This window comes from Rubrimonas sp., assembly GCF_036788415.1.
GTDB lineage: Bacteria > Pseudomonadota > Alphaproteobacteria > Rhodobacterales > Rhodobacteraceae > Rubrimonas.
On the sequence record NZ_DAIQNN010000017.1, the window covers coordinates 18,424 to 30,112 of the forward strand.

12 protein-coding genes are annotated in these 11,689 nt (G+C 71.4%); 3 read left to right on the forward strand and 9 right to left on the reverse strand.

All coding sequences use genetic code 11. The features are described 5' to 3' along the window. Window positions 1-8: 8 nt before the first annotated feature. From V7Q31_RS06590 to V7Q31_RS06630, 9 genes are all read right to left on the reverse strand, one after another. Entirely contained in the window at window positions 9-1,670 is a 1,662-nt protein-coding gene (locus V7Q31_RS06590; RefSeq protein WP_333832897.1) for an L-lactate permease, read from the reverse strand. Window positions 1,671-1,812: 142 nt separating this feature from the next. Continuing rightward, window positions 1,813-3,336: a tripartite tricarboxylate transporter permease gene (locus tag V7Q31_RS06595; protein ID WP_333832898.1), complete on the reverse strand. Its 1,524-nt coding sequence runs from the start codon at window positions 3,334-3,336 to the stop codon at window positions 1,813-1,815. A 12-nt stretch (window positions 3,337-3,348) separates the two neighbouring features. Beyond that, complete coding sequence (locus tag V7Q31_RS06600; RefSeq protein ID WP_333832899.1) at window positions 3,349-3,828, reverse strand: tripartite tricarboxylate transporter TctB family protein; 480 nt, start codon at window positions 3,826-3,828, stop codon at window positions 3,349-3,351. A gap of 70 nt (window positions 3,829-3,898) precedes the next feature. After that, complete coding sequence (locus V7Q31_RS06605) at window positions 3,899-4,879, reverse strand: tripartite tricarboxylate transporter substrate binding protein (RefSeq protein WP_333832900.1); 981 nt, start codon at window positions 4,877-4,879, stop codon at window positions 3,899-3,901. Between the two features lie 106 nt (window positions 4,880-4,985). Next, on the reverse strand, window positions 4,986-5,816 hold the full coding sequence (gene dapB, locus V7Q31_RS06610) for a 4-hydroxy-tetrahydrodipicolinate reductase (RefSeq protein ID WP_333832901.1): 831 nt from the start codon (window positions 5,814-5,816) through the stop codon (window positions 4,986-4,988). Between the two features lie 53 nt (window positions 5,817-5,869). Continuing rightward, window positions 5,870-6,373 carry a DUF6505 family protein gene (locus V7Q31_RS06615; RefSeq protein ID WP_333832902.1) on the reverse strand — a complete coding sequence of 168 codons (504 nt, stop codon included), beginning with the start codon at window positions 6,371-6,373 and terminating at the stop codon, window positions 5,870-5,872. After that, window positions 6,370-7,179 (reverse strand): biotin/lipoate--protein ligase family protein, encoded by an 810-nt coding sequence (locus V7Q31_RS06620; RefSeq protein ID WP_333832903.1) that lies wholly within the window; start codon window positions 7,177-7,179, stop codon window positions 6,370-6,372. The genes V7Q31_RS06615 and V7Q31_RS06620 overlap by 4 nt, the downstream gene beginning before the upstream one ends. Before the next feature lie 2 nt (window positions 7,180-7,181). Then, on the reverse strand, window positions 7,182-8,336 hold the full coding sequence (gene apbC, locus V7Q31_RS06625; RefSeq protein ID WP_333832904.1) for an iron-sulfur cluster carrier protein ApbC: 1,155 nt from the start codon (window positions 8,334-8,336) through the stop codon (window positions 7,182-7,184). Continuing rightward, on the reverse strand, window positions 8,333-8,542 hold the full coding sequence (locus V7Q31_RS06630) for a DUF6494 family protein (protein WP_333832905.1): 210 nt from the start codon (window positions 8,540-8,542) through the stop codon (window positions 8,333-8,335). Before V7Q31_RS06630 ends, apbC begins: the two co-directional genes overlap by 4 nt. 183 nt (window positions 8,543-8,725) lie before the next feature. Here V7Q31_RS06630 and V7Q31_RS06635 point away from each other — a divergent pair, with 183 nt between their 5' ends. The 3 genes from V7Q31_RS06635 to V7Q31_RS06645 form a co-directional block, all read left to right on the forward strand. Beyond that, the gene (locus tag V7Q31_RS06635) at window positions 8,726-10,279 is read left to right on the forward strand and encodes a hypothetical protein (protein WP_333832906.1); all 1,554 of its coding nucleotides are present in this window, start codon (window positions 8,726-8,728) and stop codon (window positions 10,277-10,279) included. Further along, entirely contained in the window at window positions 10,260-10,856 is a 597-nt protein-coding gene (locus V7Q31_RS06640; RefSeq protein ID WP_333832907.1) for a hypothetical protein, read from the forward strand. The genes V7Q31_RS06635 and V7Q31_RS06640 overlap by 20 nt, the downstream gene beginning before the upstream one ends. Window positions 10,857-10,887: 31 nt before the next feature. Then, on the forward strand, window positions 10,888-11,689 hold an 802-nt coding region (locus tag V7Q31_RS06645; RefSeq protein WP_442976378.1), incomplete at its 3' end, for a hypothetical protein.

The window sequence follows — 11,689 nt, forward strand, 5'->3', positions numbered from 1 at the left end:
CGGGAACCTCAGACGAAGAGCAGGCCGATGATGCCGACGAAGGTCAGATAGTAGATCGTCGGGATCACCGTCTTGGACAGCACCGCGCCCTCGCGTCCGAGAAAGCCGACCGTCGCCGCCGCCGCCACGACATTGTGGATGGCGATCATGTTGCCCGCCGCAGCGCCCACCGCCTGAAGCGCGATGAACAGCGAGGTGGAGTTGCCGAGTTGTTCGGCGACCCCGTACTGGAACTGGCTCAGCATCATGTTGCTGACGGTGTTCGAGCCGGCGATGAATGCCCCCAGCGCGCCCGCAGTCGCGGTGAAGAATGGATAGATGTCGCCGACCGTCGCCGCCAGCCAGGTCGACATGGCGATCGGCATGCTCGGCAGTTCGGCGGTGTTGACGCCCGAATTGATCAGGATGCGCACCATCGGGATGGTGAAGGCCAGCACGAACCCCGCGCCGATTAGCAGCTTGCCCGACTCGCCTATCGCTTCGACGAACTGCCCCGGCTTCATCCGGTGGAGCAGCACCGTGACCAGCGCGACGAACACCAGAATGCCGCCCGGCAGGTAGAGCGGCTGGATGCTCGCCGAGATCCCGGCCTCGCCGAAAATGTTGCTCATCCCGAAGGACCAGGACGTCAGCGCGCTCTTGAAATCGGTCCAGACGCGGCTGAGCACCAGAATGCCTGCGACCAGCAGATAGGGCGCCCACGCCATGGTCGCCGTGATCGGCGCCTTGTCGGTCAGCTTCTCCAGCTTGATCTCGAGATCGCCGATCCATTCCGACGGCCATTGCTCTGGCGGCGCGAAATCCCAGTTGTCCTTGGGGATCAGGAAACCCTTGCGGGCCGCCGTCACCACGACGCCGAGCGCGATCAGCGAACCGATCAACGACGGGAATTCCGGCCCGAGGAACACGCCCGCGAGCACATAGGGGACGGAGAAGGACACGGCGGCGAACAGCGCGAAGGGGATGATCGACAGCCCCTCGGTCCAGGAGCGGTTGGACCCGAAGAAACGCGTGATCATCATCACCATGAGGATCGGCATGAACAGCCCGACCGTGCCGTGGATCATCGCCACATCCGACGTCACGGCGGCGTAGAACGCCTCCCAGCTCGACCCCTGCGCTTCGAGCTGCGCGGTCACGGCGACCTTGTCGAGGCCGCCGGTCACGCCGATCACGATGGGCGTGCCGACCGCGCCGAAGGAGACCGGCGTGCTCTGCACCATCATCCCCACGACCACCGCCGCCATCGCTGGAAAGCCCAGCGCCACCAGAAGCGGCGCCACGATCGCCGCCGGCGTGCCGAAGCCCGACGCGCCCTCGATGAACGAGCCGAACAGCCAGCCGATGATGATCATCTGCACCCGCCGGTCCGGGCTGATCTGCGCGAAGCCGGCGCGGATCGTCTTGATCGCCCCGCTGTGCTTGAGCGTGTTGAGGAGCAGGATCGCGCCGAAGATGATCCATAGCACCGAGACGGTGATGATCAGCCCCTGCACGGTCGAGGCGGCGACGCGGGCGAACGGCACCCCCCAGAACAGCAGCGCGATCAGCGCCGCCGTCGCATAGACCACCGGCATCGCCGTGCGCGCCGGCCATCTCAAGCCGACCAGCAGCACGCCGGCCAGCGCGATCGGCGTGAAGCCGAGCAACGCCTGAATCCACAAGGCCATGTTTTCGTTTCCCCCTTCCGTGTATTTATCTTTCGATCATCTCGAAGGAGGCCCGGCGATCAATGTGGCCTTTACGCGCGAGACTAAAGTCTCGGCGATCGAAAATCCTATTCTACATGAATTCGCGCCGGATTCCGCGCCGTCAGTCGCCCTGCGCGACGCTGCGCGCGATGCGCGTCGCCCGCCGCGCCCTCCAGCCCGGCAGGAACACCAGCACGACCGACAGCGCCAGCAGCGCCATGGTCATCGGGCGTTCGAGGATGAAGCCGAAACCGTCATAGAGCTGCATCGCGCGGGCGAAGTTGTCCTCCAGCATGCGGCCGAGGATGAACCCGATCAGAAGCGGCGCCAGCGGATAATCTGCGAATTTCAACGCTGTCGCCGCCAGACCCAACCCGACGAGGATCAGAAGTTCGGTCGAATTGTTTTGACCTATATAGCTGCCCATAAGAGTGAAGAACAGGATGAACGGAATCAGATAGGCGCGCGGCACGGCGAGCAGCTTGGCGATATAGGGGATCAGCGGCAGGTTCAGCGCCAGCAGAACCAGATTGCCCAGATACATCGAGATGATGACCGACCAGAATATGTCGGGCTCGTCGAGCATCAGCCGCGGCCCCGGCGAGACGTTGAGCGAGATCAGCGCGCCGAGCAGGATCGCAGTCGTCCCCGAGCCGGGAATGCCGAGGGTCAGCAACGGCACGAAGCTGCCCGAGCAGGCCGCGTTGTTGGCGGCCTCGGGCGCCGCCAGCCCCTTCAGCGAGCCCTTGCCGAACTGCTCTTGCTCCTCCTTGGTGGCGAGGTTGCGCTCGACCGCATAGCCGAGGAAGGAGGCGATGGTGGCCCCCGCGCCCGGCAGCACGCCGATGAAGAAGCCCTGCAGCGACTGCCGCCCGATCACCGGCGCGATGGTGCGCGCCTCCTCGCGGCTGATGCGAAGGTCCTTGATCTCGCCCGCATCCGACCCGTCGGCGGATTTCGAACGGCGCGGGTCGAGCACGAGGAACAGCGCCTCGGGCAGCGCGAACATCGCCATCGCCAGCGTGATGAAGCTGAAGCCAGATTGCAGGTCCTGAAACCCCATGGTGAAGCGCGGCGCATTGAACAGCGCCGCCTCGCCCACCGTCGCCATGATGAGCCCCAGAATGGTCATCATCGCGGCCTTGGCGACGTTGCCCGAGCCCGCGAAAGCGGCGATGGCCGAAAGCCCCAGCAGCATCAGCGCGAAATACTCGGCGGAGTGGAACAGCAACGCGACCGTCGCCAGCGCCGGGGCGAAGGCCATCAGCAGGATCGCGCCGATGGTGCCGCCCGAGAAAGAGGAGATGGCCGCGACCGTCAGCGCCTTGCCCGCCTGGCCCGACCGCGCCAGCGGATAGCCGTCGAACGAAGTGGCCACCGTCGAGGCGACGCCGGGCGCGTTGATGAGGATCGAGGAGGTCGAGCCGCCGAAGATCGCGCCGTAATAGACGCCGGCCAGCAGGATCAGCGCCGAGGAGGGGTCGCCGATGGTGATGGCGATGGGGATCATGATGGCGATGATCGACATCGGGCCGAGGCCGGGCAGCATTCCGATCAGCGTGCCGATGATGCAACCCGCCGTCACCATGATCAGGTTCTGCAGCGACAGAGCCGCGCCGAGCCCTTCGAGCATGCCCTCCAGCATCTCGCGCCCCCCTTAGAGGAAATTCGGCAGCGGACGCAGGAAGATGCCGAGCACCTCCTGCACCAGCCACCAGATCGAACCCGACGCGAAAGCCGCGACCGGGACGAGCACGTGCAGCTTGCGCTCGCCCAGCACCCAGCCGCCGAGCGCCAGAAAGACGGTGGTCGAGAGCAGGAAGCCCGCAGGCTGCAGCAGCAGCGCGTAGCCGACCATCATCGCGATCAGCGCCCCCGCCTGACCGAGATTGTACTGGCCAAGGCGGCGATAGTCGATCTCGCCCTCCTTCGGGCCTTCGGGGGCCTTCTGGAACACGAGGATGAACAGCGCGCAGGCCGCGCCGGCGATCGAGAGCACCTTGGGAAAGCTGCTCGGCCATACCGGGTTGCGCCGCATGAAGGGCGGAAGCGAGCCGTCCATGGTGAACCACGCCGCGTAGCCATAGGCGACGCAAATGCCGAGCAGGATCAGCGCGATCCAGCGGTCGAGCGCCATCTGCCCCTCCGTCGCTGCGGGTGATCGAGGAGGCGGCGGAGCGAGGCGCTCCCGCCCCGCCGCGTCCGGCTCAGAGGAAGCCGAGGCCGACCATCAGCGCCTTCATCTCCGCTTCCTGCTTTTCAAGGAAGGCGGTGAAGGCGGGGCCGTCATTGTGGATGTTCACCCAGCCGTTGCGCGCGCGAACGGCCTCCCATTCCGGCGTCGCCATCATCGCGGAGAGCGCTTCGCGGAACGCCGCGAGCTTCTCCTCGGGCAGGCCGGGCGCCGCGAAGAAGCCGCGCCAGTTGATGAACTCCATCGGCGCGCCCTGCTCGGCGAAGGTCGGCAGCGCGGGATAGTCGGCCATGCGCTCGGCGGCGGTGATGCCGATGATGCGCACTTCGCCGGCCTTCTCCATCTCGATGGCCTCGGAGATGCCGGTCGACAGCGCCTGGATCTCGCCCGACAGCAGCGCCGCCATCGCCGGCCCACCCGTGTCGTAGGGGATGTACTTGACCGCAAGCGGGTCGAGGCCGGCCGCCTGAAGAACCAGCGAGACGACGAGATGGTCCATGCCGCCCGGCACCGAGCCGCCGCCCACGGCGAAGCTGTTGGGGTTCTCCTTGTAGCGCGCAATGAAGCTCGGGAAGTCCTCGATCGGACTGTCCTTGCCGACCACGAAGGCCGCGTAGTCGCCGACCACGCCGGCGACGTTGGTCAGGTCGCGGAAGGTCTGGCTGACTTCGCCGTTCAGGCCGCGGATGATCATCGGGGTCGAGTTGATCATCAGCGTGTCGTAATTCGACCGGGCGTTGTCGATGAGATAGGTCATCGCCTTGCCGCCGCCGCCGCCCGACATGTTCTCGAAGGAGGCGTTTCCAGCGATACCCGCCGCGGTCAGCGCCTCCCCGACGCCGCGCGCGGTGCCGTCCCAGCCGCCGCCGGCGCCGCCGGGGATGAGGAAATGAACCTTGTCGAGCATCTGCCCGGCGGAAGCCGGCGCGCCGGCCAGCGCGGCCGCGGCGAGCGCCGCGGCGCAGAGGGCGCGGCGGGTGAAGGTGAGGGTCATGTCGATTTCTCCCTTGTCGTCAGATCGTTGTTCTGATTCGGACCGATCTGCGCAGTCCCTAGGAAATACCCTTGCACGGCGCGCCGCCTGCGAAAAGTCTTTCGCGTCAATCGAGCCCGAGCACGTCGAGCATGTCGTAGCGCCCCGGCGCCCGCCCCTGCGCCCAGAGCGCCGCCTTGACGGCCCCGCGGGCGAACAGCGCGCGGTCGGTCGCGACATGGCGCAGGGCGATCCGCTCGCCTTCCGCGGCGAAGATCACCTCATGCTCGCCGACGACGTCGCCGCCGCGCAGGGAGGCGAAGCCGATGGCGCCCGGGCCGCGCGCCCCCGTATGGCCGTCGCGCCCGCGCTCGGAGACCTGAGCGAGATCGACGCCGCGCCCCTGCGCCGCCGCTTCGCCCAGCATCAGCGCCGTGCCCGAGGGCGCGTCGACCTTGTGGCGATGGTGCATCTCCACGATCTCGACGTCCCATGCCGCATCCAGCGTCGCCGCCGCCTTGCGGGTCAGCGCCGCCAGCAGGTTGACGCCGAGCGACATGTTGCCAGCCTGCACGATCACGGCGTGCCGCGCGCAGGCGTCGAGCCGGGCGTGGTCCGCAGCGCTCAGCCCCGTGGTCCCGATCACATGCGCCAGCCGCGCCTGCGCGGCGAGTTCGGCGTGCTCCAGCGTCGCCTGCGGCGCGGTGAAGTCGAGCACCGCCTGCGCCCCGGCGAAAAGCGGCAGCGGATCGTCCGACACCTCCAGCCCGAAAGGGCGCCCCGCCCCCAGCATCTCGCCGAGGTCGCGCCCGATCCAGTCATGGCCGGGCCGCTCGGTCGCGCCCGACAGCATGACCCCGTCGGCGTCGATCACCGCCTGACACAAGAGCCGCCCCATCCGCCCGGAGCAGCCGGTGACGACGACATGGACGGTCTGGGGCGCGGGGCGGTCGGGCATGGGCGGGCTCCTGAGGCGCGGTTGGCCTCGCCGTCATCGCATCGCGGGCGGGATCAATCCAGACCCAGCACGTCCTTGGCGTGCGCCACCGCCTCGGGGCCGATCACGTCGGCGAGATCGGCCTCGGAGGTCTCGATCGCTCGGAACGCCTCGCGCACGCCCTCCGTCTCGAGGCTCCGCTCGACGATCAGCAGCGTGTTGGGGCGGCGCCCCTCGCACAGCTCGACCGCATAGGCGAGCTCGTCGCGCGCCGCCGGCAGCGCCGCCTCCAGCGACGGCGCGCCCCATTCCGCGACGAAATGCGCCGCGAGCCGCATCGCCGCCTGATCGAGTTCCGCCTGGGTGACGTTGGCGACCGCCACGAAAGTCGTGCGTCCGAAGCTTTCGAGCCCCAGCCAGCCATTGGCGAAGGCCTGCCGCGTCTTGCCGCCGAGCTGCTCAGGCGCGATATCGGAGAATGCGAAGGCCCCCGATACTGCCAGTTCGCCGGGTTCCGCGGCGACCTCGAACACGTTGAGGTCGCTTTCGTCGAAGCGGATCGCGCGCGGGGCCTTCATCGCGCGCCCTCCCATCGAGACATCCCCGCCTGCGCGAACTCCGCCGGCGGCCATGGCGTCGGCTGCGCAAGCGCGGCGTCGAGCGGGAAGACGCGTGCGGCGTCGCCCGCGCGCAGCGTCGCCGATCCGTCCTCGGCGAGGCCCAGGAGCCGCCCCTGCAGCGCCGCGCCGGCGATCTCGAAGGCGGCGTCCTCCGAGCGCCCGGCAGCGCGGTTCAGCCAGGCGTCGAACACCGGGCGGGGCCCGTCCGTCTCCCAGCGGTGCAGCCAGGTGAGGAAGTGGCGGGACCAGCTCTCGATGATCTGCGCCGCCGTCAGGTCGCCGCAGCCCTCCTCGGACAACGCCGTGAAGCGCGGCGCCGCGCCGGGGGCGAGGCCTCGGGGAAAGCGCAGCGACAACGCGACGCCGGTCGCCAGCCAGTCGGGGACCTCGTCTGCGGCGCAGGGCGCGAGCAGCGTGCGGACATGGCCGGCGAGCGCGCCGTTGACCATGACGCCGTCGGGCCAGAGATGCATCATCCCGGTTTTCTCGGGCCCGAGCGCGCCCAGCGCATCGTTGAGGCCGACCGCCGTGACGAAATGCATGCCGAGCGACGGCGCGCGCGGCACGTCCGGCGCCAGCACGACTGCGACGCGAAGCAGATCGGGCTCCGCGGTCCAGAACACCGCTCCCGAGTCCTCCCCAGCGCGCGCCGCCTCGACGGCGGCGTCGAACGGGTCGAGCCCCGGCGCGACGATCCGTCCGCTCAGCAGCGGCGGAAAGGATGGCGCCTCCAGATCGAACCGCGCCGAGAGCGCCCCGCCCATCCTCAGGCCCGCCCCGCGACCGCCCGACCGACTTCCGGCGAGGCCATCACCAGCTTCGCGATGTCGCGGAAGCGCCGCGCCTGCGGGCTGTCGGGCCGGCTCGCCACGATCGGCGCGCCGCTGTCGGACAGCTCGCGGATCGCGATGTCGAGCGGGATTTCGCCGAGGAAGGGCAGGCCCAGCCGCTCGGCCTCGCGCCGCGCGCCGCCATGGCCGAAGATCTGGGTCTCGTGGCTGCAATTGGGGCAGATGAACGTGCTCATGTTCTCGATCATGCCGATCACCGGCGTGTTCATCTTGCGGAACATGTCGAGCGCCTTCTTGGCGTCGAGCAGCGCGATGTCCTGCGGCGTCGAGACCACGATCGCGCCGGTGACGTTCACCTTCTGGCTGAGGGTGAGCTGCACGTCGCCGGTGCCGGGCGGCAGGTCGACGATCAGATAGTCGAGCGTGCCCCACGCCACCTGATGCAGCATCTGGGTCAGCGCCGACATCAGCATCGGGCCGCGCCAGACGACCGATTCCTCCTCGCCGACCATGAAACCCATCGACATCACGGTGACGCCGTAATTGCGCAGCGGCAGGATGGTCTTGCCGTCCGGCGTCGAGGGCCGCCCGGTCACGCCCAGCATGCGCGGCTGCGAGGGGCCGTACACGTCGGCGTCGAGCAGCCCGACGCGGGCGCCCTCCGCGGCCAGCGACAATGCGAGATTGCACGAGACGGTCGACTTGCCGACGCCGCCCTTGCCCGAGGCGACGGCGATGATGTGCTTCACCCCCTCGATCCGCCCGTCATTGGGCGGCGGCGCGACCGGCGCGAGCGGCTTGTCGCCGGCCTTGGCGCGGGGCGAGACGCCCAGATCGGGCGGCGGGCCGGCGGGCGCGGCCTTCGGCGCGCTCCCCGGCGTCGCGCTGTGGGCGGTCAGCACTACGGTCGCGCTCTCGACCCCCGGCACGCCGCGCGCCGCCGCTTCGGCGGCCTTGCGCAGCGGCTCGAGCGCGGCGCCGCGCGCTGGGTCGACTTCGATGGAGAAGCCGACCGCCGAGCCGGTCACCGCCAGACCCTGCACCATGCCGGCGCTGACGATGTCGGCGCCCTTGGCCGGGTCGACGACGTTGCGCAGCGCCGCCATCACCTGCTCGCGATCGACGCTCATGCGTCCTCCGCCAGCGCGATCTCGCCGTCGATCACATGCTCGAGCCCGATCTCGGGAGCGGTGAGCACGACCTTCACCGCGACGGCGCCGGAGGTCTTGCCGCTGGCGCGCACCGCCTCCTCGATCGCCTGTTGCGACGTGACGCCGACGCGCTTGAGATATTTCCGCAGGCTCATGTTGAACCCGTCTCCGCTGGCCTCGCTCATGGCGCGCATTCCCTTCGTGAAGCGTTGTCTCGCACAACCCGCGCACCGAGTCGTAGCGGAGCTTTCGCGCGCTTTCCATCCCCGCCGCGCCGGGTCGCATGGCGGGTCGCATGGCGGGCGGGCGGGTTGCATTCGGGGCGAGCCGGCGGGATGCTGACGCGCGGGTAGCGGGGAGGCGCGCCGATGGTGGTGATCCGGGTCGATTTCGCGCGCGCGCGCCTCGCCGACGCGGGCCGTTCGGAATCCTTCGAGAACCAGATCGCGGCGCTGCGCGAGGCGCGGGTCTGGTCTGCGTCGGGCTTCTCGGATCGGCCGCGCTACGGCCCGGCGACGATCGAGCGGCTGGTCTGGGCGCTCGCAGGGCGCGGCCCCGACTTGCGCGACGCGGTGTTCCAGCTGACGCAGCTGCTCGCCGCCGCAGGCGCGCTGGCGCAAACCGGACGGGGTCGCGGGAGCGCGCTCTCGGTCCTGCTGCTGATCGAGGGGCCGGCGCGGGCGGGCGTCCTCGCCGCTGGGCTCGCGCGCGCCTTCGCGGGCCGGGCCGGCCTGCTGCGGCGGGCCGAAGAAGGCGGGCTCGAACTGCCGGAGGCCGGCGGCGGGTCCTATCGCATCGCCGAAGCGCGCCTGCCGATGCTGTTCGCGCTGCTCGAATTCGCGATCGGCCTCGAAGTCGAAGGCGAGGCGGCGGCTGAGCGCGACGCGGCGCTGGCGCAGGCCGAGCGCGCCGGGGCCGAACGGGCGGGGCGGGTCGCGGCGAGCAACCGGCTGGCGGCGGCCCTGTCGCGCCATCTCGACGGCGCGCTGCGCGGGCGGGCCGCCCGCGACCGGCTGACCGCCATCGCGCGCTTTCTCGACGCCCGAGCGGAAGTCGATACGCCGGGCGCGCCGCCTTGCTGGCGCATCGACGACGAGGCGACGCTCGCCTTCTGGGAGGCGCAGGCGGGGGCGGCGGAGAGCGGCGGCGAGGCGCGGCTGTTCCGCACGGCCCATCGCGGATTCGCGGCGCTGTCGATGGCGCTGCGCGAGGGCGAGGCGTGGCGGGGGCTGCATCGCGACCGCGGCCATCTAGACGCGCCCGACGCGCTCGAAGTCGCCGAAGGCGCGGGCGGCGACGCGACGCCCGACGCGGACGGGCCGCTCGCCCGGCTGACGGAGCCGCCGCTCGACCGGGTGAAGCTGCTCAACCGCGCCGAGCGCGAAGGGCTCGACGTGGTCGACGCGCTGTGGCGGATCGCGCCGCATCTGCCGCTCTCCGCGCTGCGGACGGCGGCGATGGGCGCCGCGCAGAACGCCGTCGTCAACGCGCAGCGTTTCGGGCGGCCGGTCGCGCCGTTGCTGCGACTCGACCCCGCGCAGGCGCCCTCGCCCTACGCCGCGCAGCTCGACGCGTGGCGGGCGCTGGCGGCGCATCTGCTGCAGGCGCGGCTCGCGGCGGCGCATGTGGTGGCGACGCAGGCGGACGTCGCGCCGCCGGCGATGGCGGAGGAGGCGCGCCGGGCCTTCCGCAGCTTCCGCCGCGCCGGATTCGCCGAGGCGCTCGAGGATCCGGACCTCGGCGAGGCGTTCGGCGACGCGATTGCGCCCCTGGCCCGGCTATCGTCTCTGGTCGAGAGCCTGCTCGACGCGGCGCCGCCCGACGCGGACGCGCAATTCGCCGCCGACGCGCCGCGCTTCGAGGCGGGCTTCCGGGCGATCCATGGCCCACAGGAGCGAGTTGATGCTGATCGGCAAACCTGACGACGCCGCGCGCGGGGCCCTGCTCGATCGCGCGGAGGCCTTCGACGCGGCGCTCGCCGCGACGACCGAGGCCGCGCGCACCGAAGATCGCGGCGAGGATCGCGCCGAGGACGCGCCGCCTGCGGCCTCGCCCGCCGACATCTGGCGGGCCGCCGCGACCGGAGACCCGGCCTCGCTGCGCCGCGTTCTGGAGGCCGGTCGGGCGCGCCCGGCCGTGGCCGCCGCCTTCGCCCGCGCGCTCGACCGGAGCGCGCAGGCGGTGTTCCGCCCGCTGCGCGCCGCCGCCGACGGCGCCGTGTCGCGGCGGCTCGACGGCGGCTGTTCGGTCGAACTGCGCCGCTCGGCGCAGCGCCCCGGGCGCTGCTTCGTCGTCGTGAGGCTCCCCGCCGGCGCCCCTGCGCCTTCGGAGCTTCTGTGGCGGCGCGGCGAGACGACCGAAGGCGCGGCGGGGGCCGGCGCTCTGGGCGCGCTCGCGCTCGGCCCGCTGGTCGACGGCGTTTCGCAAGTGGCTGTCGACGCCGCCGACCCCGCCGTCGCGGCGATCGAGGACCGCGCCGCGACGCTCTATCTGCGCTGACCAAGGGGCGCGCGCCCGCGATGACCCGGCCATGACGCCTCCGCCGACCCTGCTCGCCATCGCCACGACGGGCGGGCCCGCTGTGGTGCGGGCCTTCTGGTTCGACGCCGAGGCGGCGCGCTCGCAGATCGTGCGCTTCGACGAAAGCCATATCCCGATGGGCGTGGACGCGCAGTTCGCCGGCTTCGACGCGCTGCTGCGCCGTCGCCTGCGGGCGCAGGGCGCCGCGATCCCGTCCGAACCGCTCATCCTGGAAGTGGAGGGCGACGTCGACGCCGGGGCGAGCTGGCAGCTCGGGCTCGCGACGGCCCATCTGCTCGCCGCGGCCGGCGCGCTGGTCTTCGACGCGGCGCAGGCGGAGCGGCGGCTGCTGGCGACCGGGCGTCTCGGCACCTCGGCCTGGGACGTCAAGCCGGTGGACGGGCTGGAGGAGAAGCTGGCGGGCGCGGCGGCGTTCCTGACGCCGGCGCCGGACTGCTCGACAGGCTTCGTTCTCCCTCAGCCCATGGCCGCGGCGGCGGCGCGGGCGGCGCCGCCCGGCGCGCAGGTTGTCGGCCTCGAAACGCTCGACGCGCTCGCCCGGGCGCTCGGAGCCGCGCCGACCCCGACCGCCGCCGCGCCGGCGCGCACAGGCGAGCGCCGCGCGGCGTTGCTCGGCGCGGCGCTTCTGGCCGCGGCGGCGGGCGCCTTCGCCCTGCGCGACGCCGTCGCGCCCCGCGCGCCCGACGTGGTCGCGCCCCGCGCGCCCGACGTGGCCGCGCTCGGCGCGCCCGACCTCGCCGCGCTCGGCGCGACGGCGGACGCCGCGCCGGAAGCGCCGCCGGATGCGCGGT